The organism is Microcoleus sp. Z1_A1 (assembly GCF_036700305.1).
Classification (GTDB): Bacteria; Cyanobacteriota; Cyanobacteriia; order Cyanobacteriales; family Microcoleaceae; genus Microcoleus.
In genome coordinates this window covers 15072-41045 of record NZ_JAUBOR010000025.1, presented here as the reverse complement: position 1 = coordinate 41045, position 25974 = coordinate 15072, and the positions used below count along the sequence as shown (strand labels likewise).

At 45.0% G+C, this 25974-nt stretch carries 26 protein-coding genes and 1 pseudogene; 17 read left to right on the top strand and 10 right to left on the bottom strand.

The features are described from left to right. Window positions 1-252: 252 nt before the first annotated feature. On the bottom strand, window positions 253-756 hold the full coding sequence (locus QT973_RS17265; RefSeq protein ID WP_333051730.1) for a hypothetical protein: 504 nt from the start codon (window positions 754-756) through the stop codon (window positions 253-255). Between the two features lie 910 nt (window positions 757-1666). Further along, window positions 1667-1789, bottom strand: coding sequence for a hypothetical protein (locus QT973_RS17260; protein WP_006633228.1), 123 nt, complete (start codon window positions 1787-1789; stop codon window positions 1667-1669). A gap of 20 nt (window positions 1790-1809) precedes the next feature. Between QT973_RS17260 and QT973_RS17255 the strand changes: the two genes are divergently transcribed. Beyond that, on the top strand, window positions 1810-2421 hold the full coding sequence (locus QT973_RS17255; protein WP_333051732.1) for a DNA-3-methyladenine glycosylase: 612 nt from the start codon (window positions 1810-1812) through the stop codon (window positions 2419-2421). Between the two features lie 49 nt (window positions 2422-2470). Then, complete coding sequence (locus QT973_RS17250; protein WP_333051735.1) at window positions 2471-2770, top strand: hypothetical protein; 300 nt, start codon at window positions 2471-2473, stop codon at window positions 2768-2770. Window positions 2771-2897: 127 nt separating this feature from the next. Here the strand turns inward: QT973_RS17250 and QT973_RS17245 are convergent, their stop codons facing one another. Continuing rightward, on the bottom strand, window positions 2898-4394 hold the full coding sequence (locus QT973_RS17245) for a glycosyl hydrolase family 57 (RefSeq protein WP_333051738.1): 1497 nt from the start codon (window positions 4392-4394) through the stop codon (window positions 2898-2900). Between the two features lie 180 nt (window positions 4395-4574). On the opposite strand from QT973_RS17245, the gene QT973_RS17240 reads away from it, so the two are divergent. From QT973_RS17240 to QT973_RS17215, 6 genes are all read left to right on the top strand, one after another. Further along, the gene (locus QT973_RS17240; protein ID WP_333051740.1) at window positions 4575-4886 is read left to right on the top strand and encodes a hypothetical protein; all 312 of its coding nucleotides are present in this window, start codon (window positions 4575-4577) and stop codon (window positions 4884-4886) included. A gap of 59 nt (window positions 4887-4945) precedes the next feature. After that, a complete protein-coding gene (locus tag QT973_RS17235) occupies window positions 4946-5188 on the top strand; it encodes a hypothetical protein (protein ID WP_333051742.1) in 243 nt (80 codons plus the stop codon). Window positions 5189-5278: 90 nt separating this feature from the next. Further along, window positions 5279-5407: a hypothetical protein gene (locus QT973_RS17230; protein ID WP_333051744.1), complete on the top strand. Its 129-nt coding sequence runs from the start codon at window positions 5279-5281 to the stop codon at window positions 5405-5407. A 56-nt stretch (window positions 5408-5463) separates the two neighbouring features. Next, entirely contained in the window at window positions 5464-5763 is a 300-nt protein-coding gene (locus QT973_RS17225; RefSeq protein WP_333051746.1) for a hypothetical protein, read from the top strand. Window positions 5764-5960: 197 nt separating this feature from the next. Next, window positions 5961-7436, top strand: a complete 1476-nt coding sequence (gene glgA / locus QT973_RS17220; protein WP_333051749.1) for a glycogen synthase GlgA — start codon at window positions 5961-5963, stop codon at window positions 7434-7436. A gap of 662 nt (window positions 7437-8098) precedes the next feature. After that, complete coding sequence (locus tag QT973_RS17215) at window positions 8099-9148, top strand: Fe(3+) ABC transporter substrate-binding protein (RefSeq protein WP_333051751.1); 1050 nt, start codon at window positions 8099-8101, stop codon at window positions 9146-9148. Window positions 9149-9213: 65 nt separating this feature from the next. Here QT973_RS17215 and QT973_RS17210 read toward each other — a convergent pair whose 3' ends face one another. Both QT973_RS17210 and QT973_RS17205 read right to left on the bottom strand, forming a co-directional pair. Beyond that, window positions 9214-9735 (bottom strand): pentapeptide repeat-containing protein, encoded by a 522-nt coding sequence (locus QT973_RS17210; RefSeq protein WP_333209856.1) that lies wholly within the window; start codon window positions 9733-9735, stop codon window positions 9214-9216. Between the two features lie 268 nt (window positions 9736-10003). Next, complete coding sequence (locus QT973_RS17205; RefSeq protein WP_333261244.1) at window positions 10004-11710, bottom strand: iron ABC transporter permease; 1707 nt, start codon at window positions 11708-11710, stop codon at window positions 10004-10006. A 126-nt stretch (window positions 11711-11836) separates the two neighbouring features. Here QT973_RS17205 and QT973_RS17200 point away from each other — a divergent pair, with 126 nt between their 5' ends. Further along, a complete protein-coding gene (locus QT973_RS17200) occupies window positions 11837-12925 on the top strand; it encodes an ABC transporter ATP-binding protein (RefSeq protein ID WP_333051761.1) in 1089 nt (362 codons plus the stop codon). 75 nt (window positions 12926-13000) lie between these two features. On the opposite strand, the gene QT973_RS17195 is transcribed toward QT973_RS17200, so the two are convergent. Beyond that, window positions 13001-13336 (bottom strand): element excision factor XisI family protein, encoded by a 336-nt coding sequence (locus tag QT973_RS17195; RefSeq protein ID WP_333051764.1) that lies wholly within the window; start codon window positions 13334-13336, stop codon window positions 13001-13003. Further along, window positions 13321-13740 carry a XisH family protein gene (locus QT973_RS17190; protein WP_333051766.1) on the bottom strand — a complete coding sequence of 140 codons (420 nt, stop codon included), beginning with the start codon at window positions 13738-13740 and terminating at the stop codon, window positions 13321-13323. Before QT973_RS17190 ends, QT973_RS17195 begins: the two co-directional genes overlap by 16 nt. A gap of 146 nt (window positions 13741-13886) precedes the next feature. Between QT973_RS17190 and QT973_RS17185 the strand changes: the two genes are divergently transcribed. Continuing rightward, window positions 13887-14621, top strand: a complete 735-nt coding sequence (locus QT973_RS17185) for a DCL family protein (protein ID WP_333051769.1) — start codon at window positions 13887-13889, stop codon at window positions 14619-14621. Further along, window positions 14614-14778 carry a hypothetical protein gene (locus QT973_RS17180; protein ID WP_333051772.1) on the top strand — a complete coding sequence of 55 codons (165 nt, stop codon included), beginning with the start codon at window positions 14614-14616 and terminating at the stop codon, window positions 14776-14778. Before QT973_RS17185 ends, QT973_RS17180 begins: the two co-directional genes overlap by 8 nt. A gap of 317 nt (window positions 14779-15095) precedes the next feature. On the opposite strand, the gene QT973_RS17170 is transcribed toward QT973_RS17180, so the two are convergent. After that, window positions 15096-15866: a DUF475 domain-containing protein gene (locus QT973_RS17170; RefSeq protein WP_333051774.1), complete on the bottom strand. Its 771-nt coding sequence runs from the start codon at window positions 15864-15866 to the stop codon at window positions 15096-15098. 472 nt (window positions 15867-16338) lie between these two features. Here QT973_RS17170 and psaM point away from each other — a divergent pair, with 472 nt between their 5' ends. Both psaM and QT973_RS17160 read left to right on the top strand, forming a co-directional pair. After that, window positions 16339-16434 carry a photosystem I reaction center subunit XII gene (gene psaM, locus QT973_RS17165; RefSeq protein ID WP_015174804.1) on the top strand — a complete coding sequence of 32 codons (96 nt, stop codon included), beginning with the start codon at window positions 16339-16341 and terminating at the stop codon, window positions 16432-16434. Between the two features lie 285 nt (window positions 16435-16719). Next, window positions 16720-17133: a slr1601 family putative cell division protein gene (locus tag QT973_RS17160; protein ID WP_333051777.1), complete on the top strand. Its 414-nt coding sequence runs from the start codon at window positions 16720-16722 to the stop codon at window positions 17131-17133. A 350-nt stretch (window positions 17134-17483) separates the two neighbouring features. Here the strand turns inward: QT973_RS17160 and ctpA are convergent, their stop codons facing one another. Next, on the bottom strand, window positions 17484-18722 hold the full coding sequence (gene ctpA / locus QT973_RS17155; RefSeq protein ID WP_333209850.1) for a carboxyl-terminal processing protease CtpA: 1239 nt from the start codon (window positions 18720-18722) through the stop codon (window positions 17484-17486). A 105-nt stretch (window positions 18723-18827) separates the two neighbouring features. Then, window positions 18828-19286 (bottom strand): annotated as a pseudogene (locus QT973_RS17150) (transposase); the annotation flags it as partial. Window positions 19287-19436: 150 nt separating this feature from the next. On the opposite strand from QT973_RS17150, the gene QT973_RS17145 reads away from it, so the two are divergent. From QT973_RS17145 to QT973_RS17130, 4 genes are all read left to right on the top strand, one after another. Continuing rightward, entirely contained in the window at window positions 19437-20852 is a 1416-nt protein-coding gene (locus QT973_RS17145) for a transposase (protein WP_333231243.1), read from the top strand. Window positions 20853-20864: 12 nt separating this feature from the next. Next, complete coding sequence (locus tag QT973_RS17140) at window positions 20865-21077, top strand: hypothetical protein (RefSeq protein ID WP_333051786.1); 213 nt, start codon at window positions 20865-20867, stop codon at window positions 21075-21077. Then, window positions 21049-21945 carry an AraC family transcriptional regulator gene (locus QT973_RS17135; RefSeq protein WP_333051788.1) on the top strand — a complete coding sequence of 299 codons (897 nt, stop codon included), beginning with the start codon at window positions 21049-21051 and terminating at the stop codon, window positions 21943-21945. Before QT973_RS17140 ends, QT973_RS17135 begins: the two co-directional genes overlap by 29 nt. A 339-nt stretch (window positions 21946-22284) precedes the next feature. Continuing rightward, on the top strand, window positions 22285-25974 hold a 3690-nt coding region (locus QT973_RS17130), incomplete at its 3' end, for a DUF4347 domain-containing protein (protein WP_333391781.1).

Below are 25974 nucleotides of genomic sequence, written 5' to 3'. Positions count from 1 at the left end.
CCGTAGGGGTCTTGGCTAGCTGGAGTCACGTTGCCGTACTGTCCGGGATTTGAGGCATCTTGGTAATTGCCGTCAGGATCGAATTGCTCGCTGTCTGGCCCAACGATCGCATCTTTTAACTTCCGCAAAAATCCGTCTACCATGATAAAGTTCCTCTTTTTTTAGGTGTTGAAAAACGACTGTTTTAGATTGGGAATCCCACATTTAATTGAAAGTCAGGGAACCTGCAATCTAAAATCTCAAATGCTTAGACTACTGTGCCGGAACAGGACTTGTAGCTTCAGGCAAGCTAGTAAGGTCTCGACCAGTATTTTGGTTGTTGTACCCCTGGAATTCGCGGTAACGCACTGCCTCGGACTCCGGAACTGTAATTCCTCCCGGCGGGGGCGTTACCCAGACCGCGCGATTCTGGGCATCGCGGTAGTAAACGCGACCGTTTTTGGAAAGGTAATGTTTTCCCTGCGGCCCCTTTTCTTGTTTATTTTTGTACTGATTGTAGATGTAGTAAAGGGCGGCGGCTCCTGCTAAAGTAATCCCTACTTTTTGAGCATTGCTCAGTCCTTTTTTCGCTTGTGGGGAAGGAGTGGGGGCGCGATTAGTTTGCACTCCTCCAGCGCGAGTGTTGTCAACAGGAGGCGGGGGAGCGTAAGTTCGCTCGTCAGAACCGCAAGCACTCACAAAGGGAAAGGTCAGCAGCGTTGTCAGCAGCAGAGCCATGAAGCGCGATCTTTTGGGTTCGGGTTTGATTGTGTTCATTGCCGCTCCGAATTGTCGGGATTATAGGTAGGGTGTGTTCTGGCGAGGTTAAGGAACCTGAGCTGCTGCCAACTGTTTTTAGAGTAAATTAATTTCTCAAAGCAATTTTGACCAAAAAAGTAGTTGCTGAGAATTTATCAACAGCGCAGGTACGGTATTGCGTTTCTAGATTAATCATCCTCAAATCTCTTGATGATTTACTCATTCCAGGGATATAAATAAAGTTTCTTTTATTTCAGTCTGGAGGTATATGCAAATGCGCGCCTTCGGGTAAAAATAAATTCCGTTTATGGACTGCTCAAAGCAAAGTGAAGCAGACGGAGGGGGGCGAGTGCCAAGCTCAAAGCAGCACTAGCGAGGGAAAGGAGGCGGGATTTATAAGTTAGGCGGTGTTTAATTTCGCCAGACTGCTTGTGGGAGATGCCTGTATTTTTTTGTGGGAATTGTGGAGAGGTCGATCGCACTATTGTAGAAATCTCTTAACAGCGAGACAAAGCCCGCGAAGCTTTTCGGATATTTAGGAAAATAAATAATTTATTTACTGCTGGATTGTCGATCGCAGTTGTATTTATTGTGGCAAAAAATCTAATTTTTTATAACCAACAAAAGCAACTCAAGGAATTGCTGCAAACCAAACAGTGCGGCGAGCGACAGTTCGCTTAAATTTGCCGGGATGGGCCGAATTCGAGAATCCTAGCTTGCAAGAAAATCAAATGCCAGATGGCAAAATTCACCCTTAATGGCAGCCCATAAAACAATCTGGTGTGTCATTACTTGTCAACTTCTTTTCATTCTTTCCGCTCTCTGTTTCTCTTTCTCTGTGTCCTCTGTGGCCTCTGTGGTTCATAAAAAAAACCGCCGACTGACTGACAGGCGGCGGTTTTTTTAAGCAACTAACAATCGCCTAAAATTAGTGAGCAGAACCGTTACCGTGATACTTGTCAGTATCGTAGAATCCGTTTTTTGTGCCAAAGAACAGACAACAAACGGTGAAAACTGCTGTCAAGACTGCTAAAACTAACTTAACGTCCATAATTTACCTGCTGTTGTTGAGTGAGTGCAAATACTCAGATTGTAGAATCTTTTTGGCTGGCGCGGCCATCTACCAGCGTAGCGCCAGATTTACTGGGATGCTCGCTGGTGCGGCAGTTTCCTGACGGCGAGACGATTCGGGGAATGATTGTCGAAACCGAAGCTTACGGGCCCGGAGATCCCGCTTGTCACGCTTACCGACAACGCACTCCTCGCAATGAGGTGATGTTCGGGCCTCCGGGTATGAGCTACATTTACCTAATTTACGGGATGTATCACTGTTTTAACGTGGTGACGGATGCAGAGGGAGTTGCTAGTGGTGTGCTGATTCGAGCTTTGCAGGTAGATGTGGTTCCCCAAGAATTCGCTGCAATTCCTGAGAAGAAGCGATCGCGCCTCGCCGCCGGGCCTGGGAAACTGTGTAAGGTACTGCTGATCGATCGAACTTTAAGCGGTTTTCCCTTGGGTGCAGGCCAACCGCTGCGATTGGAACACCGGAGCGAGCAATTTCAGCAAGCTGTGGAGGAGGGTACAATAAATTTTGTCCAAACTACGCGGATCGGGATTTCTCAAGGCATGGATTTGCCTTGGCGCTGGTATTTAGGGAACTGTACGGCTGTGTCACAACTCTAGTAATGTCAAAGGTATCAGCGTAAATTTTGTAGCTTATCTTCGTGAAATTATGGCTTACTCTTCTGAAAACCCGATCGTCCAACTCAAAAAATGCCTGACGCTGGCTCAGGATGTTGGTAGTCACAGTGAAGCCAACCGGGCATTCCAGCAATTGTGTGGGATTATCGATGCTGAAAACCCAATGGCGGCGCAACTTTTGGAGATGCTATGGGAAGAAGCAATTATGGCGAGGCGATCTGCCTTATTTTGGCAGCAAATGAGCGATGTTGAGAAAGATATGGCTAATAGAATGATGGAAAATATGACGCAGATGCGGCAGAATTACTTGCGGCTGATGCAGGAAATGTAGGAGTTGGTAATTGGTAATTACTAATTGGTAATTTTTCGGACTTTGCCAACAGGCGTAGGGTGCGTCAGCGCCGATATTTGATACCGATCGAACAATTTGTTTCTGACGCACCTTACAATAAATTCTCCTACTTCATTAAAGCAGCGCCGCGGTTGTAAAGTTCGCGGGCGTAATCAGTCCAAGTTCCCTGTCCCCAATAGCGGAAACAGCTTGTTTGCACCAACAAATTGTAAAGCAAAGCTTGCTGGTATTCAAACTGCTTAGTAACGGTGGCATCTTGCTGCACCAGCGGATCGTATTTTTTGTGAAATGCAGCGCTGAGTAGATTCATCGGTTCCAAGACATTTTCGTAGCCTTTCACCCAACTCAAATCGTTTGTCCAAGAAGCACCATCCATGTGAAAATTATGGTCGGTTTGCTTGAGTTGGGCGATCGCACTTTCCACTTTTTCCGGCGTTGCACTATCAGCATCGACTAGGTGCCAGATTTTGTGCTGGTTAACCCCTTGACAAATCGGATAATCATCAGGATTAACACCCGCCGCTTCAATTATCTCCAAATATTCAGTGCCGTTTAAACCAACAACACCGGATTTTCCCCCCCCTTGTTCGCGGTTTTCGTGCCAAGCTTTGACAAAAGCGCTGGGAAATTCATTCATCATCACGCCGCCATTTTCTCCGTCAGCAATCTGAGTGACTAAAGAAGGAACTGTGACATTGCCAATTTGCTGTTTATTGCGTCCTTTTGCTTCGTAATAAGGCTGCATTTGACCGACCAATTTCGTATCCGAACCTTGAGTTTTAATCAAAGCCGTGATGCTGATTTTTTCGCCGTGAGAATTGCGTGCAACCAAACGGTTGGGAATATATTTTTGGTCTTGCGACAATCCCGAACCGTCTGGATTTTCTACAGAATGTTCTTGCACCATCAGCCAGCGATAGCCGCATTCTTTCAAAGCTTTGATGTATTCGTAAAGTGTATCAGGGTGATTTGGAAAGTGCATTTCTGGGGGCGAAAAACCTTTGACGCGCTTCAGAGCATCAATGCCAAAAATTGCCGCAAAATGATGTTGCCATGCTTGAATTTGGAGCTTGATATCGGGGATTGGAGTTGAGGGAATGACGGCGTGACTCCACATTGTCCCCAGCCATTCTACGTGAGGTTGATATTGAGGATCGCAGGTAATCCGCTTGAGATTATCAAAGATATCGTCGCGTCCCATTTGGCGCAATCCCCACAATAAGTTGCCCGAATAGTCGAGCATAATTCGCGGGTTGCAACCTTCAGCAATTAGTTGGGGAATGAATTCTCCCATGCGAGAATAGCACCAAGCAAAGACTCCGGCGTTGTGATTGTCTCCTTGGTTGGGATGTTCAAACATATGCTGGAGATTGCAGATTAGTTCGCCGTTTGCACCGGCAGGAATTGTCGGTTGGTGCATATGCAGGGCGCAGGCGAATCCGGCTTGAATATTTTCCAGGCGCAGATTTGTGGTAGGTAGAAAGATTGGTTCGTTGCTATTGGCTGCGGCACTGATTTCTGCTTCGGAGCCGCAAATGTTGGGTAATCCTGAGTTGATTTCTTGTAAAATGGGTACATTGGGAGATTGTGCGATCGCAGGCATAAATTTTTCTCAACAATTGTGGAGGGGCGCTGTCTGCTATTGCTAAGATAGCTAGATACTTTAACAGTAGCAGAGGATGTCTGCCAAAGATAAATTTCACAAGATAAGTCCGGGAGCGTGGCAGCTCCTTATCTTGGGTAAAATGTTTAACACATTTCAGGTAAATAGGCGAGGTAAATTATGAAATACGAAATCAAGGTTTTGGAACCGACGGATTTGTGGTACATCCAAAATAATATCAATCCAGAAACGAACAAGTTTTATCATCCCACTAAGAATATTCCGTTGGTTCAGCAAGCGGAAATTAATTTGAATAATTCGGGAGTAATAATTCAAAAAGGTGCGCTGCATTGGTGTATTGGAAAATTGACCGAAAGCATCCAGGATACCCGCCACGTGATTCATCCGTCCAGAAATAAAAAACCTGTATCCGATGAAACTTGCCCGCCGAATTTATCTCGCGCAAGTCAATGCTTCAATTCTTTAATCTAAAATCTAAAATCTAAAATCTAAAATCGATTGACGGTAGGTGGAGAATTGCTGTTACAGCTTTGCGCGAGCAAAAAGCTATAGTTGTAGCTGCTACAAATTCACCGGCTAAGGTTGTCGAACTCAAACAAGGTGAAACTTTGATAGCTGATTGCGATTTGGTGAAAGGATTTACTCAGGGGATTGAAGAAGATTATCGAAAATTAGGTCATTTTGGCAAAGGCGGTGGAGAGGGTTATGTTTGGTATTATCAGGGGAAAGGTAAATTATTAATATGTGAAAATGATGCTATGGGTTTGGGTTGAGTTGTTGCATTTTTTTCGATCGGTATGAGAATGATGAGTGGGATTTATGTAAGATAAGGAGGAAGAAAGATCGCACACAAATTTGCAGGCATGAAAGTGTCTGAGATTCTCAAAGGTAAAAAAGGTAGTATAAAACAAGCACAGCTTCCGGCAAATTCGCCAAGTTGGGAAGAATTTAGCGAAATGATATGGGAGCAAATAGAAAGAGGTGCTGAATAAAATATACCCGGCTTTAAGATGGTTCGCAAATTGTTGAGCGATGGGAGATTTGATAGATGAAAAATAATGGATTTGACCAAGTAATATTATTTTTGCAAAAATTGCAAAAACAGGCTATCGATTACAGTTTAGCGCATCATCGCGATGAAGCTCTGATGGTAATTGTAGCTGTACCTGGGGAACGGTGGGAAATAGAATTTTTGAGTGATGGTTCGGTGGAGGTAGAGAAGTTTGTCAGTAATGGAGAAATTGTTGGAGAAGAAGCTTTGAGTGAGTTATTCGATCGCTATTCGGAACTAGACGAGACAAATGGCGATTTGACTCAAAAGATTGAGTTGACAAATGCGAGAAGATGAGTTATGTTTTGCGGAATTTGCGATCGAGTTGCAGCCATGCCGAAACGATATCGCCGATCGCAACCGCCGCAAATTCGGCTTCTGGGAGCCCGATCGCCCTGTATTCCCAATGGCCTACTTGCTTATTTGGCGAGAAACCATATACTTTGTCATGTTAAGAAAATATTTTTTTGATTCATCCAGGAGCGAGAAAAAAAATGTACATTGTACAAATTGCCTCGGAGTGCGCCCCCGTTATCAAAGCAGGGGGTTTGGGCGACGTAGTTTACGGCTTGAGTCGGGAGTTGCAGAATTCCGGCCACTGCGTCGAGATTATTCTACCGAAGTACGACTGCATGAGGTACGACCACATTTGGGGACTTCACGAGGCCTACCGGGATTTGGCTGTGCCCTGGTACGGCGGCGAAATCCTCTGTGATGTCTTGTGCGGCTGGGTGCACGGGCAGTTGTGTTTTTTCATCGAACCTCGCTCTCAAGATAACTTTTTTAATCGCGGCTGTTATTACGGGTGCAATGACGACAATATGCGGTTTGCATTTTTCAGCAAAGCCGCGTTGGAATTTTTGCTCAGAAGCAACAAGCGTCCCGATGTGATTCACTGTCACGATTGGCAAACTGGTTTGGTTCCAGTCTTGCTGTTTGAAATTTACAAATACAATTGGATGGAATATCAGCGAGTCTGCTATACCATTCACAATTTCAAACATCAAGGCATGGGAGGTGGCGATATTTTGGAAGCAACGGGTTTGCACAGACCGGATTATTATTTTGATTACGATCGCCTCCGAGATAACTTTAACCCTTTTGCTATCAACTTTATGAAAGGCGGCATTGTTTACTCGAACTTTGTCACCACGGTTTCGCCCCACCATGCTTGGGAAGCTCATATGGGCGAGTGTGGCTACGGTTTGGGGCACACATTGCATTTATATCAAGAGAAGTTTCGCGGGGTGCTCAACGGCATTGATTACGATGTGTGGAATCCTGAGACCGATCGCTATATTCCGCACCACTACAATCAGGAGGATTTGGCAGGAAAAGCCAAAACTAAAAAAGCTTTGCGCGATCGGCTGTTATTGCGCGATGCTGACAAGCCTATTATTACCTTTATCGGTCGTTTGGACGACCAAAAAGGTGTCCATCTCGTCCACCATGCAATTTATTACTCTCTGAGTAAGGGGGCGCAATTCGTGCTTTTGGGTTCCGCGACGGAAGCGGGAATTAACGATCATTTCCAGCACGAAAGACAGTTTTTAAATGATAATCCAGACTGCCATTTAGAACTAGGTTTTAATGAGGAACTGTCGCACTTAATTTACGCGGGTGGGGATATGATTGTGGTTCCCAGTAATTACGAACCCTGCGGGCTGACTCAGATGATTGGGTTGAGGTACGGCACTGTTCCTGTGGTGCGGGGAGTTGGCGGTTTGGTGAATACTGTGTTCGATCGAGATTACGACACCCGCCACCTACCGGAAGAACGCAACGGTTACGTATTTTACCAAACTGACTACTACGCTTTGGAGTCGGCGCTCGATCGGGCGATCGGATTGTGGTATGACTATCATGATGAATTTGAAAAACTCATGCTTCAAGGCATGAATTGTGACAATTCGTGGAAATATCCAGCTAAAGACTATGTGGAAATTTACGAGCTAATTAGACACAAATAATCCGTAAGCTGTTCAGCATTTAAATAGAATGTCAACAAACAATCTAAGTCTTGTGGGGTGGGCCGTCTAGCCCGCCCTGAATATGCAATTTAAATGCCTGACAGCTTAGGATCTCAGATGCTGCACCATTGTCAAGAACGGGCTCTGGGGCCCGTTCCACAAAGAATGAGTTTTCTCGCTTCACAGGCCGTCCAGCCTGTTCATAAAAGGCTTATTGAGAATGGTGCAACATCTCAGATGAAATTGTTGTGGGGAGTAGGGGCCCTAGCGTCCCGCCCGCCCGAAAAATACAACGCAAGATGCCCGACAGCTTATAACCAAGTCTTTTCGGAAAAAAACTGCCGGTTGAGCGAAGTCGAGACCGGATTTCTGACCACGAATTTCTTCATGTGGTACCCGCCACGTGATTTATCCGTGGAATCAATCCCCAATCTCAAATCGAAAATCCTCAAGAAAGAGCATTTATCCGTGGGGTCGCCTCTAAAATCTAAAATCTAAAATCTAAAATCGATTGACCAGCAGTGCGTCAGCCATAAAATAGTTACGCTCTCGATCATCAAATAAGAATTACTTGCATTAATATAGTAAAGCAATGACTATAGATGGCTGTAGATAGACCATCGTGTCAATTACCAGATGAAAAAATCTATCATTATAGAACAATGAGCATTTCTCGGCGTATTTTTCTTGCCAGCGGTACAGCAATGGCTGTCGTGGCCGTGGGGGAACTAACCAAAAAAGCCCCTGTCGCAGCCCAAACCGGCACTCTCAACCTTTATTCAGCACGTCACTACGATACTGATAATGAGTTGTACCAAAGCTTCACCAAAAAAACTGGGATCAAGGTTAACCTCGTTGAGGCGGATGCTGACCAACTAATTGAACGGATCAGAAGTGAAGGCGCAAATAGCCCCGCTGATGTTTTCATCACGGTGGATGGTGGGCGTTTGTGGCGGGCAAAACAAGCAGGTATTCTGCAACCTGTTTCTTCAACAGTCCTGACATCGGCAATTCCAGCAAGTTTGCGAGATCCTCAAGGTTTCTGGTTTGGTCTATCGCGCCGGGCACGGGTGATTGTTTACAACAAAAGCAAGGTGAACCCTGCCCAATTGTCAACCTATGAGGCGCTGACAGAACCTCGGTGGAAAGGCAAAGTTTTAGTGCGATCGTCCACTAATATCTATAATCAGTCTCTGGTTGGCGCTATGTTAGCAGCTCATGGAGCTCAAAAAACAGAAGCTTGGGCGCGAGGATTGGTGGCTAATTTTGCGCGTCCTCCAGAGGGAAATGATACGGCACAAATCAAGGCTGTTGCTGATGGGGTAGGCGATCTTGCCATTGTTAATACCTATTATGTAGCTCGCTTAATGAAATCGAAAGATCCAGCAGAAAAAGCGATCGCGGCGAAAGTAGGTGTATTTTTCCCCAACCAACGCGATCGCGGTACCCACGTCAACATTAGTGGTGGCGGTGTAGTCAAAACCTCCCGTAACAAAGCAGGCGCGATCAAATTCTTGGAACACCTAGCCAGCCGCGAAGCACAACAGCTTTTTGCTAGGAGTAATAACGAATACCCTGTGATTTCAGGTGTGGCGATCGATCCTGTAGTGGCAAGTTTTGGTACATTCAAATCTGACCCTCTCAACCCTGATGTGTTTGGGAAAAATAACCCCGAAGCTTTAAAGGTTGCCGATCGCGCCGGATGGAAATAGAGGCTTTTTGAACAAGAAGCTACTCTTTGTGATTCGGCGGTTTCAACCGCCGAATCCCATCAACTTTAATTTTTAATTTTACCATCCGGCATGATAGCGCCTTTCAGGTTTGCCCCTTTGAGGTTAGCCCCAGTCAAATCAGCACTATTTAAGTCAGTTTCACTTAAATCGGCATTACTAAGATTGGCATTATTTAGTTTTGCACCTCGCAAAAAAGCCCCCTTGAGATTTGCATTACTCAAATCAGCATTTGTGAGATCGGCAGAAAATAAACCTGCTTTTTCCAGAGAAGCACCTTTTAAATTTGCACCTTTGAGATTGACGCTATCGAGTAAGGCTTCATTAAGTTTGACATTTTCTAGCATAGCACCTTCCAACTTAGCACCATTGAGATTAGCGCTTGTTAAATCAATGTCACTTAATTTGGTATCAGTCAGGTCACATCCTGGACATTGCTTAGTTTTTTGTAATGTTTCGAGGGGACCCGCCGCCTGTTTTTGACATCCAAAGGTGACAAAAACAGTAAGTAGTAAGAAGGAGATTGTGCCAGTAGTGCGGTGAAACATTGCTAAGTTTTTATTAATCATCTTGATTTGTAAAGGTAAAAAGAAGATGGAAGAAGGGTTGATACATTCTCCTGAAACCCGCCAGGGAATAAATTCCCCCTCTTATAGCTAAAGTCGGTTGAAACCGACTGAAATCCTAGCTGTATAGTCGTCTTCAGACGACTTTCGCTATGAGACAGGGGTTTCAACCCCTGTCGGACTTTAGCTATGAGACTGGGGTTTCAACCCCTGTCGGACTATAGCTTTAAAAGAATCAATCACCTGTGCAAGCAGGGAAGAGATTTGGCGGTTATTGTGTTGAAGACTTGCGCGATCGCGCAATTTTCCAACTTAATAAAATAACCGGTAACATCCCCACTAAAACAATTGCCAATGCTGGGCCAGAAGCTTCAGCCAATCGCTCATCTGAGGCAAGTTGATAAGTTCGCACAGCCAAGGTATCAAAGTTAAAAGGTCTAATAATTATAGTAGCAGGTAACTCTTTCATTACATCAACGAATACTAACATCATGGCAGTTAGTAAACCTCCCGTCATCATTGGTGTATGAACTGTAACTAAAGTTTGCATCGGGCTATAACCCAAACTTCTCGCCGCATCATCTAAATTAGGCTTGATTTTGCCCAAACTTGACTCCACCGCATTTAAAGAAACAGCAAGGAAGCGAACTATATAAGCAAATACCAAAGCTGCGATCGTACCACTTAACAACAAGCCTGTAGAAATTCCAAAGTTTTCACGCATCCAACTATCAAATAGATTGTCCATTTTTCCAATGGGAACCATAATCCCAACTGCAATCACAGATCCAGGTACAGCATAGCCCATTGCCGCAACTCTAGTGCCTAACTGCACTCCTAAATTAGGATATAACCGTAACCCATAAGCCATAATCAAGGCAATAACTACGGCTAAAATTGCTGTCAGTGTTGCCAAAATTAAACTATGACGGGCAAATATCCAAAAGCGTTCATCTAAGGTGAGTTGCCAATTAGCTAAGGTCAACTTTACTAAAAGACATCCTGGCAATAAAAAACCCAAAAACAGCGGCATCAAACAAGCAGTTACCGCTAAGATTTCCCTAATTCCTTTAAGTTGATAAGTTTGTAGTTGGCGATAGCGGCTGCTAGCTTGATAATATTTAGTCCGACTCCGCGACCAGCGTTCTAGTAATATTAAACCCAGAACAAATAATAATAGCATCGCCGCTAATTGATTGGCTGCAATTCGTTCTCCCATGCCAAACCAAGTCCGATAAATACCTGTGGTGAATGTATCCACTCCAAAATACTGAACAGTACCATAATCGTTGAGAGTTTCCATCAAAGCCAGTGCTAAACCTGCTACAATTGCGGGTCTTGCCATTGGTAAGGCAACTGTCATAAAACTCCGCCAAGGGCTACAGCCCAGTATTCTACTAGCTTCTAGGGTACAAGTTGATTGCTCCAAAAATGCAACTCGTGTTAATAGGTAGACGTAGGGATATAAAACTAAGATTAGCATTAAGATGGCTCCAGGGAGCGATCGCACGTTAGGAAACCAATAGTCTCCATAACTCCAGCCAAAAATAGAACGCAAAGCAGTTTGAACTGGGCCGGAAAATTCTAAAAAGTCTGTATAAATATAAGCTAGGACATAAGCTGGGGCAGCTAAGGGTAACAGTAATGCCCATTCAAATACGCGACTGGCCCGAAAGCGACACATTGTTACTAGCCACGCACATCCTACGCCAATCACGACAACACCCAAGCCTACACCGATCATTAACCAAAAAGAGTTGATGATATAACGGGTTAAAACTGTATCGGTTAAATGTTGCCATGTATCTTTAGCTTCAAAAAAGATACTGGATAAGACACTGATCACTGGTATGGCGATCGGCAATGCTAAAGCGATAATTGCAACTGTCCACCCACTCGCCGATAAACCGCGTAAGGTCGATCGCCATTGGATTGTCCTGATTCCTGTTTGCTGTAGTGATTTTTGGGAATTTTTCATCGCTAGTAAAAAGTCTAGCCTGCTAGTTTATCAGTAGTTGTAAACATTTGTCAAGCCTTTATGATAATTAATCTCACTAAACTGGTATATTGTAGAATAGTAAGTTGTTGATTATTTATAGCAATAATGGCTCGACCGATAATTCTGCATTTGGATGGTGTAACAAAACAGTATGCCCAAGCTGCATCACCTGCGGTGGCATCTGTCACCCTGACCTTACATCAGGGAGACATACTGGGGTTGTTGGGGCCATCGGGTTGTGGGAAAACAACGTTGCTGCGGTTAATTGCGGGTTTTGAACAGCTACAAGCAGGGACGATCGCCCTAGCAGGGAAAACTGTAGCCAGTGTTAATATGTCAGTCGCGCCGGAACAGCGAGACATTGGTATGGTGTTTCAAGACTATGCACTCTTCCCCCATTTGACAGTCGCGAAAAATGTAGCTTTTGGCTTGACACATCAAGGAAAAGAGTCAAAGCATAATATTCAGAAAGGTGTCACCGAAGCATTAGCGCTGGTGGGATTAGAAGGATTGGAAAATCGTTATCCCCATGAATTATCGGGGGGTCAGCAACAGCGAGTGGCCCTGGCCCGTGCTTTAGCCCCTAGACCTGCGATTATTTTACTAGATGAACCGTTGAGTAATTTAGATGTACAAGTACGGTTAAGATTGCGTCAGGAAGTCCGCGAGATTCTCAAAGCAACGGGAACCTCTGGTGTATTTGTCACCCACGATCGCGAAGAAGCACTTTCGATTTCAGATTGGGTAGCGGTGATGCGTCAAGGCCAATTAGAACAGTTTGGCACTCCAGAGGAAGTTTATCAAGAACCAGCATCTAGATTTGTGGCTGAGTTTGTGACGCAAGCTAATTTTGTGTCTGCATCGCTGAAGCAGGATTTTTGGGAAACAGAAGTAGGTTGTTTTGCTGTTAAACGAGATTCATGTTCACAAGTTCCCTGTGATGTTTCTACTCAAGGAGAATTGATGATCCGGCAGGAAGACTGGAGTTTATACTTAGATGAAGATTCGCCTGTTGTGGTTTGCGATCGTCAGTTTTTAGGCAGAGAAAATCGTTATTGTTTAAAAACACCTTCTGGCGAAAAGTTATATGCACTCACAACCACAGGGAATGTTTTTCCCATTGGTTCTAAAGTTCGGTTATCTTGTGGTGATAATTCTCCCTTAGCTTTCTTTGTCGGTAAGCCTAAGCCATAGCTAATGGCTAATTGCTAGTAGGGGAAAAATCCTCTCCCTCTTCCCATCTCGGAGTTTCCCCCTCTTCCTTCTTCCTTATACTGCCTGATAGGTTTTCTGTCTATCGCTGTTGTCAGGGAAGGGGCTAGTCACGATATCCTCTGCTTTTATACCCGCTGCAATCAGCGCTTGGCTTAGACCTTCCTCGAAGTTATCCTCTTCAATTACAACTTGATTATCGACTAAACGAGCATGAAACAGAATCGTGTCAATCCAGCGCTGTTTATCCCAGCCTGTAGCCAGAATCAGAAACTGACCCGAATCGACATCACAGACGGGGTAAAGCTGGATCGCTTGTAAACGGGGTTGGGTGCGAGTTGCTTCTTGCAGGGTTTTTTTGAGGATGTCTGCATAGCTTAGTGAGTTATCCATTGGAGAATCACCTCTTGACTTGGTTCGTAAACTAATAAGTTGATTTTATTTCGCTGGACGGCTAACTGAAAAATCGGTTTTTGAAAGTGTTTAATGTAGATGGCTTGGCTCACAGCTAAAAACAACTGACGCTCCGGTTCTTGGCCTTCCAATGCCCATTGGTAAAGCTGAAGCTGTCCCATCGTTTTTTCCAGTTCGCTGATGACTGAGGCTGAATCGAAGTCTTTGATTTCAACAGCGATTTTCTGCCCTTCTTTTTCCGCAGTAAAAAACTTTTCTGCTCCTAAGTCGGCTTTCAAAAGTGTCTGTTCTAACACTAAGACTAAAGGATCGTCCGTAATTGTCCACCCGTCTTTTTCGAGGGTGCGACGTAGAGAGAAGTGTAAATTATCGCGTCTAGACATTCGACATTCGAGAATTGAGGTTAGGAAAGATAAGCAGGGACTTTTTGAACTCCTATGTCTTGCAGATATCGCTTATTATGATATAGGGTAACACATCTGCGATACAATTTAAGTTATACGTCATATAAAACTGGTAGGGAGTTTAAATGGCAAGGCAACCAATTGTTCTCAATGGAATAGAGTTCAAATTCCAGAAAGATGCTATTGAACACTTCAGAAATATGTTGGAGCGCTATCGAAATGGTCAAAGCATAGCAGGTGATGATCGCGATATGTTACTAGCTCTTCTGGAGCGCCATCCTGAAGCAGATAAAAAGATTGGATGTGGTATAAAACGTTTGTACAAATATAGAACCGATATGCCGACAAGTTGCTTTTGGATAGAAAGAACAGATGGATCTAAAACAGATTTTTCTTATCGCACAGCGATTTCTGCTAAAGGAAAGTCTCTTTATCAAGATTTTTTAGAAGCCTGCCGTGCCGCTGTTCAAGATGATCTTCGGCTAACTAAAAAAATATTCTTTGAAAAGTTTGCCGATCAGGATGGAAGAGTTGAATGCGATATTACTGGTGATAAAGTAGCTATTTATGAGAGCCATCTTGACCATAAAAAGCCCTTGACATTTCAGGTTCTTGTGAACACTTTTATTGGCGCTAATGATATTGAAATAAAACCTGAAATGTTGTTAATGTCCCAGGATGCCCAGTTTCAAACAACTATGATTGATCAAGAGTTAAAGGATAAGTTTCGACGATATCATCATAAAATGGCGCAGCTTAGGGTTATTAAAGCGGAACAAAATCTTAGTCTTGGCGGCTCGGAGAGAATTCGGAAGAGCCGTAATCCTGTATTGATTCCTAATGAACTTGTAGGTGACTGACGTATCACATCCCTGTGGGAGTGGATTGACTCAGATTTCTGGTGCATCGCGAATTTTTCTGGCAGCCACTCAACAGGAAGGTTACATTTTTTCCAGACAGGTGAAATGCGATCGCCCGCAACTCCTTCCCACCGATCGCCCTCTTTTCCTATCCTAAAAAAATACAGCCACCACCAAGGATCAAATCAGATCCGGATCGATCGCCAATATGCCACCAACCCCGTCAGCAACGAATTCCCCTAGCTATCCCACCACTCTAACCATTGCTGAGTCTGATTTTGATAACTGCCTTCCCATAGGCCCCATTTTACTCCCATAAGTTCGATCGGCTACTGAAGGAAACAATATTACAAAATAAAAGCCTTTCATCCCCGGACTAAAGTCACCGGGATGAAAAGCTTTTGCACGTTTTGACCAGCCTTCAATCTGGTTGGTTTGACAGATTTAAGCTAATTTTATTCAAATGAAAGTATCTTAAATTTCGGACTTTTTTCCTTGCGATTCTGGCACAGCAACTTCTGAATCCGGCTGATTCAGAGCCATTTCTAGAGATTTTGCAATCTCGACTGGCTCAGGAGTACGCTTAGAAAATCCCCAGACAAACATCAAGACGATACTGGAAACTAGCAGCCATTGCGGCGGAACTAAATCGGGATTAATTACTTTCACCAACAATCGCATTCCCACGAACCCAACTGTAATGTAACCAGCACTTTCTAGGTGAACGAACTCATCCAGCCAGCGGATGAACAACCCTGCCATGAATCGCAGGGCAATAATTCCAATAGTAGCGCCTGTTACGACGATAAAAGTGTCGTCAGAAACAGCGATCGCAGTAGTCACGCTATCCAAAGAAAACGCTAAATCCGTAAAAGCAATCATGGGAATTGCTTGCCACACAGTCGCAAATCTGGGCCCGTGATGTTCTCCTTCGGAGTCTGTCTCTGAAGTAAAATGTTGGAAAACAAGCCACAGCAGGTAGAGAGCACCAAGCAGTTCAAACTGCCAGTATTGGATCACCCAAGTAGCAGTTAAAATTAGGGCGATCCGCAGTACAAAAGCAATTATCAAACCCAAGTTGAGAGCTTTTTGCTGATCCTTGGCATCTTCTAAACCTTTAGAAATAGAGGCCAGGGCGATCGCGTTGTCAGCCGAAAGTACAGCCTCCAAAGCCACCAAAACCAACAATAAGAAAAAGCCGTCAACTCCAAAATTGGGTGTAGCGTCGAGAAATTGATCTATCATTAACTATTTTGTGCACCTAAGATTGGCAAGGGTCGAGCGCAGCGCAAATTACCCGCTCTGTCTAACATTAGTTTCACCTTCACTTAAATCTTAACCTAACGCGGTAATTCTGTGGGAGGCGATCGTCCCAACAACCTCCGAAGGAAGCAGTCCCAGGAAACAAGGAAAAATTCTGGCGTTGCACAACTTGAGGAGGCTTCTTGTGGGTTAGGCGTTCCGCCTGCTGCGAAAATACACGCCTTCGGGCTCATGGGCCCATCCCACAAAACAATCAAAATCATCCCGCAATTATCCAACACCAAAATTCTCCCCCTCCGACACTCAAAAACTCCGCCACTGCGCCACTGCGCTACTGCCCCACTCCTCCCCGGACGCACCATTTGTGTTGCAAGTTGTAACAAATGATTCCCAAAAGCGCCAATTTGTCTCAAATTGGTGAAAGCTCGTCCCCGCGAAAAGGAGTTTTGCGAATATGTCTTTAACAGATACCCAAGTCTACGTAGCGCTCGTAATTGCTTTGATTCCCGGAATCTTGGCTTTCCGGCTGTCAACTGAACTGTACAAATAGTTTCCAGACAACAGTTGCGAACCGCAAAACGCCTGCCTGAGCAGTTAAATCTCTCGCATTACAGATACAGACAATTGCTGCCCCAGTGCAGTAGATTGTTTGTGTTCAGCAAGACGAGACTGCAAGGGCAGGCATTTTTATGGGGAAATTCCGTCTTCAGGCGTCACCTTTGTCTCAACAATTTTGGCTGTCAGCACCCTGACAAACAGCGGCGAGTGTGCGTTAAGCTCAGAATTTGCTCTGTTGAACTCTAAAACGTCAGTCTCAGGTATTTGAAAAAAAATTATGCAAGCGATTCAACCCCCCGTTACCCCACTGCGTCCCGTAAAAAAATCCCCTCGGGTTACTCCTCGTCGCAGCAGCCGCCAGCGTTCCTACCCTCACCAAACCCTCGCGGCCGAAACAGGGGTCAAGTTGGCAGTCAACATGGTACTTTCAGTCTGTGCCACTTCTGCTTTGCTTCAGCTTTGGCCTCACTACCGGGCGGTGCAAGAAAAATTGCACGAAATCCAAGCTGAAGTCAATCTTACCCAAGGGCGAGTCGATCGCTCGCGATCGGATTTTAACCGCTACTTTGACCCTAGTCTTGCTAAAACTGTGATGCAAGAGCAAAGCAACCAAGCTGACCCGCAGCAGCGTCCGGTGATTTTGCAAGAACCCAATGTACCCGAAGCCGAGGAATCAACCCCCCAACCTTAAGGGAACGGCTGTTTTGGGTTTTGATATCACGTCCGATGTGCATCATTCTTGTATGTCATTGGTTCGCACAGCGAACAATTACAGATGAATATGTCGGACGTGATATCACTTTTAAGGATCGCGAATTAAATAACTTACAATTTTAATTGTTATTGTGGGATGGGCGTCCCGCCCGTCATGAGTGGACGGGCGGGACGCCCATCCCACTTTCAAGAGTGGAAGTTATTTAATTCTCATTCCTAAGTAAAAAATTTTTTAGATCATTCTTGTCTGTCGTGGCGAAGCAAACGCAGAGACAGACAGACCTGCGTATTGTCACCTGCTGCAAGCTCAAAACTGCAAACTCCGGCTTATACTGACTTTGCCAGCACGGTTTTTTCTTTCAGTAGTTGCAGTGCAGCTTGATATTGCAAGTCTGCTGCGGTGCCAATTTGATCGCGCGCGATGGGTTCCAAAGGTACTACGCGATCGGGCGAAATCCCCAGCTTGTTAATATCTTTATGGTTAGGCGTCTCGTACTTAGCAACAGTCACAGCCAACCCGGAACCGTCAGACAAATCAAACAGCGACTGAATCAGCCCTTTGCCAAAAGTCTTTTCTCCTACCAGTTGAGCTCTGCCGTTATCTTGCAGCGCACCCGCCAAAATTTCGCTAGCACTGGCAGTTCCCTTGTTCACCAAAACAATCAGCGGATCGTTAGTTAGGGCTTCTCCAGACGCTTCAAAACTGCCGAGAATGCCTTGTCTGTTCACCGTGTAGACGATCGTCCCGGAATCGAGCCACAAGCGGGCAATTTCAATCCCTGCTTGCAACAGTCCGCCCGGATTGTTCCGCAGATCGAGAATGTAGGCGGCGGCTCCTTGTTTTTCCAAGCGGTCGATCGCATGAGCGACTTCCTCAGTAGCGTTAGCGCTAAATTGACTCAAGCGAATGTAGCCCACCGGCAAATTCTCTGACCCCGACTGCAACTCCGCGTAAACCGGATTCAGAGCAATGCGATCGCGCACTAGCTCAATGTCCTCAGCAGCGTCCCTTCCCTCGCGCCCCAAGGTGAGGGTAACGGGAGTGCCGATGCGGCCGCGCATTCGAGTTGCAGCCTCGTCTAGGCTCAATTCTGAGGTGGGAGTGCCATCAATTTTCAGAATGCGATCGAGGGGTTGGATACCAGCTTTATCCGCCGGTGAGCCGGCCAAAGGAGCCACCACTGTCAGGGTATTTGTCTGGGGGTCGATCGCAATTTGCAGCCCCACACCGGTCAATTCTCCCGAAGTGTTGACCTGCAAGCTGCGGTACTGTTCGGGTTTCAGCAGTCGAGTGAACGGGTCATCGAGATTCGCCAGCATCCCCTGAATCGCCGTGTAAGTCTGCTGTCTGTCGTTAAGCGGTTGCTTGACAGCTTTTTGGCGAATCGACCACCAGTTTTGAGAGTTAAAGCTGTCGTCCACATAAGAGCGATTGACAATTCGCCAAGCTTCGCTCAATAGCTGCTGTTCTGGAGTCAGCGCCGCCGCAGGCTGCGCCCACCCACCTAGAACTAGGACGACTTGGAGGCAAAGTACAATAGCAATCTGGGAAACTCGTCTGTGCATGATTTTTCTGTAAAATACCAGTAAGTATTACATTTTATAAAACATACCCTGAAAACCCTGTGACTTTAGTCCAGGGATGAAAGGGTTTTGCAGGATTTATCCTGCCTAATCTCTTTGTGCCTCAATGTAGGGTTTAACGGTTTCCGTGCCAATATTCCCAGCAGTCGAAACAAAATAGGTAGGTGTCCACAAAGTAGGCAATTTAAGGAGTTCAGGAAACTCCTTTCTCAAATGATGTGACAATTCCCGCATCCAGGATACCCGCCACGTGATTCATCCGTCCAGAAATAAAAAACCTGTATCAGATGAAACTTGCCGAACGTATTTATCCGTGGGGTCGCCTCTAAAATCTAAAATCTAAAATCTAAAATCGATTGACGCTCTTCCCTTAATCTTCCTGATAATTGTAGCCCGGTCATCTATTGGCTTAGCATTGATAAACAGATGAACGTGATCCGGCCTAATCTTCATCGTGATGATGCACCATCGGTTTTCATTGCAGACATCGCAAATAATCTGTTGCAGTCGCTCAGCAATTGAACCAGTCAACACTTTTTTCTTTTTTTGGGAATGAAAACCAAGTGATAGTTTAGTAGAGAGACGGCGTTGCTCTCATGTCTGTACTCATCAGGAGAAAATTTAGCCATATTCATTGACTTTTGTTTACGCCTACTGTAGATTAAACGCAAGACAAAGACAAGAGGTGAACTGCAATTGTTGACCAACTTTGCTTACAAGCTGCGTCCCAATCAAAGCCAAGCCTCAAAAATGTCAGCTTGGGTAGATATGCTTAGAAGCCACTACAACTGGTGTCTGAATGACAGAATTGTCCAATATAATCAACAATTCATCCAAGGTAGTTACTGCAACATTACAACTCGTGGCGAAGCTTCACCGCTAACTTGTTTTGTCAGCAAGAACGGTGCAACTGGGAATCCTTGGAAAGATTCTAGATTTGATAAGGATGGCCACACTAAAAATCCCCGTCGAAGTGCGACGGACATTCAGATTACAGCGCTACCACAACTGAAAAATGCTAGACCTTGGTACAGTGGAGTAGACTCAACAGTTCTACAGCAGAATGTTAAACGCCTAGACACTGCTTACAAGAATTTCTTTGAAGGTAGGGGCTTTCCTAAATTCAAAAACCGAAGTAATTTTACATCTTTTACCTGCGTAATGGGTGTAAAAATACAAGAAAATAAAATCTATCTTCCTAAATTAGGTTGGATGCGATTTTATAACTCGCGTCCAATTCCCAAGGGGTTTAGCATTAAGGCTTGCACCGTTAGAAAGCGTCAAGATGGTTGGCATATTTCTCTCAGGATAGAAGATAAATCCGTTCCTGAATACAGGGCTAGACCTCTCGAACAAGTGACCAAGATAATAGGATGCGATTTAGGAATTACTAAATTGGTTCATTTGTCTGACGGGTATCAGATTGAAAACCCTAAATTTTCCACAGCTAAAAAAACTAAGCGGACTCTGAAAATCAGACAGAGACGGGTTAGCCGCAAAGCTAAGGGAAGTAAAAACCGCCACAAGGCAATTAAAAAAGTAGGGCGTTTTCATAAAATAATTAGTAACAAACGTCAAGCACACCAATGGAAAGTTGCGAATAAAATTGTGTCTCGCAATATTGACGCAATCGCTTTAGAAGATTTGAATATTACTGGAATGATGCGTCGATGTAAAGTAAAAACTGATGAAAAAACAGGGAGGTTTCTTAAAAATGGACAATCAAGAAAGAAAGGATTGAACCGTGCTATATCTGATGCGGGTTGGGGTAATTTGATTCTGAAGATCGAGTATTTAGCTGCAAAGCAAGGCAAGGTCGTAATTAAAGTTAGCCCCAAATACTCCAGCACTGAATGCAGAAGTTGTGGACACATTGACAAATCCAATAGAGAGGGTGAAAAATTCATCTGTGTTGAATGTGGGTATCACGAACACGCTGATATTGGTGCAGCAAAAACCATCAGAGATCGAGCCTTGGAAATAGTACGTGGGGACTCCGCGAAACTTGGTGTTTGTCACCTAAACGCCCAAAAAATATCATCACGCTCAAAGAGCAAACGTGGTGAGTTTGGGAACCTTGGCAACAAGGATATTAGGGCCGAAATGCCTTAAGAATCACCGTGGATGCAAGCGCGGGGAGTGTCAAGTATTTTAGGTTTGTACGCTGGGAACGCTGTTGCAGATTTAACTCAGATTTGTTTCCCGACGGTCAGTCCCGAAGGCACTCGGATGTTTAGAAGAATCCTCGCCGTAGAACGGCGAGGAGTTGTCAACTACAAAATAGCAACTCGTCCAGTCGGTGCCAGCTATGTCCCCACAGAAACCATTAATTCTTGATTTTGCCAAGACAGACGCGATGAAAGTGATTCTCCCGCGCCCCGCAATCCTGTCGAGTCACGGCGCAAAGTGGCAAGGAATTCATGTCGAATATCACTGTCAGCCACCAAACGAATGTCCCGAACACTGTCTCGAACAGCACACGGTTGGCTTGATGCTCAATTCAGCAACACTAAAAGGAACAGTGAACGGGAAAAACTGCGGTAGCGAATCGTGGCAAAGCGGGCAGATGTTCATCGCTGCTGCTGGTACTTATTTCCAGTCAGTTGCAACCGGAGACTATGAATTTATGGCGATCGCTCTTGAACCTACCGACTTCGACAATACAGTTGGCGAATCGATCAATTCAAATTCCATTGAAATTATACCGCAATGGCAAACCCGCGATCCGTTGGTTCACGGAATTGCCTGGGCTCTCAAAACCGAACTAGAATCAGGCGGATTAAACGGTACTCTTTATGTCGATGCACTGAAAAACGCGCTTTCACTGCACATACTGCACCGATATGGCGCGAAAAAACCTAACCGGCGAGAGGTTGGAGGCGGTCTTGATCCCGGCCAATTGCAGCTAGTTATTCACTACATTAATGAATTCATAAACCGAGATTTGCACTTAAGTGAACTTGCTAATTTAGTGAACATTAGTTCTTATCATTTCAGCCGTATGTTTAAACAATCGACTGGATTCACCCCCCATCAGTACGTGACCCACTGCCGAATTGAAAAAGCAAAACAGTTGTTGAAAAAGCCGAAGTTATCAATAAAATATATCTCCCAGCAAGTGGGATTTCACGACCAAAGTCACTTTAGCAAGACATTCTGCAAAATTGTCGGTGTGACTCCTAAGAAATATCGCGATCGGCTTTAACAAAACTCAAGCCTCAGTCACATTAAAAGCAGTTTGTAGTTGCCAAGTATTTTTGCCTAGGGCTTGCGGGGATTCAGAAACCGGGTTGTTTTCCCGATCGGGAAACCTGTGTATTTTGGTACAAAACCCGGTTTCTTTGGTATTTAGGCGTAAGTTTTGTCGTATAAAAATCCTAGCCCGTCGGCGCTGTTACAATTCTTCATCAAATAGGGATAAATTCCGCAAGAAAATTATATTTTTCGCAAGTTTTCCGCAAGTATTTACAATACAGCAGAGGTGGTGCTTTTGTAGACTTGCTGGCATCAGATAAACCAGAAGTATCAGCTAGGTAAATTAATCATGTCTACTTTCAGTACCGGTACCAACTTTCCGGCCGGCACAAGTCCCCAATCCTTCACTGCCGAAAACTGTAATAACGATAACATTCCAGACTTAAACATCCCAGACTTAGGGATCGCCCCAACGGCTGTTTCCCTAAAGTCAATGACTCAACCTTCCTCAAAAGCGATCGCATTTATCGATTCTGCCGTCCCCGACTGTCAAACATTAATCGACGGCATTATCCCTGAAACCGAAGTAATTAAATTAGAAACTAACCGCAACGGCATCGAACAAATTGCCGAAGTTTTGCAGGGAAATAAATTTTCAGTAATTCACATTATTGCCCACGGAAATCCCGGTTGTTTGCAACTGGGGAACGTGGAATTGAGTTGGCAAAATTTGATAGATAGCGCCGACAATTTTTTCAAAATAGTTAAGAAATGGGCGGGCGGGCTGACACCAAATGCCGAAATTTTGCTCTACGGGTGCAATGTTGCCAAAGGAAATATAGGTAAAGAATTTGTCAAAAATCTGAGTCAACTAACAGGAGCAAATGTTGCCGCTTCTAATAATTTAACAGGTTGTGCGGCAAAAGGTGGCGATTGGAAATTAACAGTAACAGCGGGGACAATTAAAGCTGCCATTGCATTTGTGCCAGAAGCGATCGCAGCTTACGGCCACGTTCTCAATACGTTTAGTTCTGGTGGTAACTTTAATGCGGGAACCAGTCCATCCTTTGTTGCGACTGGCAATTTCAATAACGATGGCATCTTAGATTTAGCTGTTGCTAACCCCACCACGAATAGGGTTTCTATTTTACTGGGAAACGGTCAAGGAGGATTTAACGCTGGAACTGATTTGACTTCGGTATTGCGGCCTACCGCGATCGCAGTTGGCAATTTTAACGGCGATAACTTTTCCGACTTAGCGATAACTTCCGCCCAAGGTGCGGAATTTAACAGCATTTATATCTTTTTAGGATCGGGTAATGGCAACTTTAACAGTCCGGGCTTTTTGGATGCCCTCGAAAATCCTAGCGCGATCGCTGTCGGCAATTTTAATGCTGATGATTTACTCGATATTGCCATTACTCAATCCAGCGGCAATGCTTTTGTACCTGAAGGCAATGTTGGCATTTATTTGGGAACGGGACAAGGCGGTTTTTCCACTCCTGTTACTGTGAATGTTGGGCAAAGTCCCAGCGCGATCGCTGCGGGAGATTTGAACGGCGACAATTTTCTCGATCTCGCCGTCGCCAACCAAAATTCTAATAATATTACCATATTATCGGCAAATGGTCAAGGTAGTTTTGGCAATCCGACTAATATTAATGTCGGTCAAAGTCCGAGTGCGATCGCAGTTGGAGATTTGAACGGCGACAATTTTCTCGATATCGCAGTCGCCAACAGCGGTTCTAACAGCATCTCAATTTTATTTGGAACAGGAAATGGCAGTTTTGCAATTCCGACCAATATTAATGTTGGTTTAAACCCAAGTGCGATTAAGATTGGCGATTTTAATGGCGACAACAGACGAGATTTAGCGGTTAGCAACAGCGGTTCTAATAACGTTTCAATTTTGGCGGGAAATGGAACTGGCGGTTTTAGCAGTGCGACCAACTTTAGCGTTGGAACAAATCCGAGTTCTATTGCGATCGCAAATTTTAATGCGGACGACAGACTCGATCTCGCAGTTGCTAACAGAGGTTCTAATAATGTTTCAGTTCTCTTAAATTCACAGAACACAATCAATTTTGGTGCAGCTACTTTCAGCGGGACTGAAGGGGATGCAGATACAGTCGTTAATATCCCCGTTACTATCAGCGGCGGCACTCCTTTTGCTGATGTCATTGTACCAATTATCATCGACCCCAACAGCACCGCTACCCAAAATTCAGACTACACCATTTCCCCTACCTCAATTACATTCCCCGCAGGCGGAACAAGTACAGAACAAAATATTGCAGTCACTATTAAACCTGACAATATCGCTGAGAATGCAGAAACAGTCATTCTCAACTTGGGTACGATCGCAGGTGGCATTGCAGGTACGACAAATCAAGCGACCCTAACTATTCCCAGTAACGGCACTATTTCTTATGCTATTGCCGCCGCTGTGGCTGCGGTAGCTGAAGGCAATACGGGAACTGTATCCGTTACTTTTACCGTTACTCGCAGTGGCGGTATCGGTGCAGCCAGCAGCGTCAATTATGCGATCGCCGGAACTGCTACAAACGGCAGCGATTACAACAATATCGGCGGCACTTCCGGAGCAACTAACGTTAATGGTACGGTTAATTTTGCTGCGGGCGAGACATCGAAAACGATTACTTTGGACGTTTTGGGCGACAGTGCGATCGAACCGGATGAAACTATTACTGTCACCTTATCAAATCCGATCGCACCAGGCCCGACTCCAACAATTACAACTGCTACTGCTACAACTACTATTACTAATGACGACACTGCTGGAATTTTAGTTAATCCCAATAGCGGATTAACGACAACAGAAGCAGGAGGAACAGCAACATTTACTGTCCAACTCAACTCTCAACCAACTGCTAACGTGACTGTTGGCTTAAGCAGTTCCAATGTTACCGAGGGAATAGTTTCTACACCCTCGCTGACATTCACTCCCGCCAATTGGAGTGCGCCGCAAACTGTAACTATTACTGGCGTTGACGACAATATTGCTGACGGCAATCAAACTTACAATATTGTCACTGCTTTGGCTGTTAGTACAGACAGCAGTTACAGCAATTTCAATCCTGTAGATGTCAGCGTTACGAATAGCGACAACGAAACTCCCGGCATTACCGTTAATCCCACAGCCGGATTAACTACAACAGAAGCGGGAGGTACGGCTAATTTCAGTGTTGTCCTCAACAGTCAACCTACGGCACCTGTTACCATAGCTTTAAGTAGTTCCAATCCTGCAGAAGGAACAGTTTCTACTAATAGCTTAAGTTTCACTCCTAATAACTGGAATCAGGCGCAGACGGTAACGGTGACAGGTGTTGGCGACAATATCGCTGACGGCGATATTGCTTACAATATTGTCACTGCTTTGGCTGTTAGTACAGACAGCAATTACAACAATTTCAATCTCTCCGATGTCAGCGTTACTAACATCGACAGCGATACAGTCGGTGTTACCGTTAATCCCGCCAGTACCACAGCAGCAGAAGGCGGTGCAACGGGAAGTTATACACTTCAGCTAAATTCGCAGCCAACCGCGCCCGTAACAGTCAGCTTTGACGGGGGGAATCAAATAAGTGCGATCGCCCCTATTAGCTTCGACGCTACTAATTGGAATATTGCCCAAACTATAACTGTGATTGCGACGGATGACACAGTTGTAGAAGGTACTCACACTGGCACAATCAATCACGCCGCAACAAGTACCGACGTTAAATATAGCGGAATTGCGATCGGGCCTGTCACTGTCGCCATTACCGATAATGACACGCCAACACCAACGCCCACACCAACATCGCCAACACCAACACCAACACCAACGCCCACACCAACATCGCCAACACCAACGCCCACACCAACACCAACACCTTCAATTACACCGACACCAACACCGTCAATTACACCGACGCCAACACCAACACCGACGCCAACCTCGCCAACACCAACACCGACGCCAACCTCGCCAACACCAACACCGACGCCAACCTCGCCAACACCAACACCGACGCCA

Excerpts from the sequence above, each read along its gene's own strand:
- QT973_RS17265 (WP_333051730.1), bottom strand. The coding sequence starts at position 756 with ATGAACACAATCAAACCCGAACCCAAAAGATCGCGCTTCATGGCTCTG.
- QT973_RS17260 (WP_006633228.1), bottom strand. The coding sequence starts at position 1,789 with ATGGACGTTAAGTTAGTTTTAGCAGTCTTGACAGCAGTTTTCACCGTT.
- QT973_RS17250 (WP_333051735.1), top strand. The coding sequence starts at position 2,471 with ATGGCTTACTCTTCTGAAAACCCGATCGTCCAACTCAAAAAATGCCTG.
- QT973_RS17245 (WP_333051738.1), bottom strand. The coding sequence starts at position 4,394 with ATGCCTGCGATCGCACAATCTCCCAATGTACCCATTTTACAAGAAATC.
- QT973_RS17240 (WP_333051740.1), top strand. The coding sequence starts at position 4,575 with ATGAAATACGAAATCAAGGTTTTGGAACCGACGGATTTGTGGTACATC.
- QT973_RS17230 (WP_333051744.1), top strand. The coding sequence starts at position 5,279 with ATGAAAGTGTCTGAGATTCTCAAAGGTAAAAAAGGTAGTATAAAACAA.
- QT973_RS17225 (WP_333051746.1), top strand. The coding sequence starts at position 5,464 with ATGAAAAATAATGGATTTGACCAAGTAATATTATTTTTGCAAAAATTG.
- glgA (WP_333051749.1), top strand. The coding sequence starts at position 5,961 with ATGTACATTGTACAAATTGCCTCGGAGTGCGCCCCCGTTATCAAAGCA.
- QT973_RS17215 (WP_333051751.1), top strand. The coding sequence starts at position 8,099 with ATGAGCATTTCTCGGCGTATTTTTCTTGCCAGCGGTACAGCAATGGCT.
- QT973_RS17210 (WP_333209856.1), bottom strand. The coding sequence starts at position 9,735 with ATGATTAATAAAAACTTAGCAATGTTTCACCGCACTACTGGCACAATC.
- QT973_RS17205 (WP_333261244.1), bottom strand. The coding sequence starts at position 11,710 with ATGAAAAATTCCCAAAAATCACTACAGCAAACAGGAATCAGGACAATC.
- QT973_RS17200 (WP_333051761.1), top strand. The coding sequence starts at position 11,837 with ATGGCTCGACCGATAATTCTGCATTTGGATGGTGTAACAAAACAGTAT.
- QT973_RS17195 (WP_333051764.1), bottom strand. The coding sequence starts at position 13,336 with ATGGATAACTCACTAAGCTATGCAGACATCCTCAAAAAAACCCTGCAA.
- QT973_RS17190 (WP_333051766.1), bottom strand. The coding sequence starts at position 13,740 with ATGTCTAGACGCGATAATTTACACTTCTCTCTACGTCGCACCCTCGAA.
- QT973_RS17185 (WP_333051769.1), top strand. The coding sequence starts at position 13,887 with ATGGCAAGGCAACCAATTGTTCTCAATGGAATAGAGTTCAAATTCCAG.
- QT973_RS17170 (WP_333051774.1), bottom strand. The coding sequence starts at position 15,866 with ATGATAGATCAATTTCTCGACGCTACACCCAATTTTGGAGTTGACGGC.
- psaM (WP_015174804.1), top strand. The coding sequence starts at position 16,339 with ATGTCTTTAACAGATACCCAAGTCTACGTAGCGCTCGTAATTGCTTTG.
- QT973_RS17160 (WP_333051777.1), top strand. The coding sequence starts at position 16,720 with ATGCAAGCGATTCAACCCCCCGTTACCCCACTGCGTCCCGTAAAAAAA.
- ctpA (WP_333209850.1), bottom strand. The coding sequence starts at position 18,722 with ATGCACAGACGAGTTTCCCAGATTGCTATTGTACTTTGCCTCCAAGTC.
- QT973_RS17140 (WP_333051786.1), top strand. The coding sequence starts at position 20,865 with ATGCAAGCGCGGGGAGTGTCAAGTATTTTAGGTTTGTACGCTGGGAAC.
- QT973_RS17135 (WP_333051788.1), top strand. The coding sequence starts at position 21,049 with ATGTCCCCACAGAAACCATTAATTCTTGATTTTGCCAAGACAGACGCG.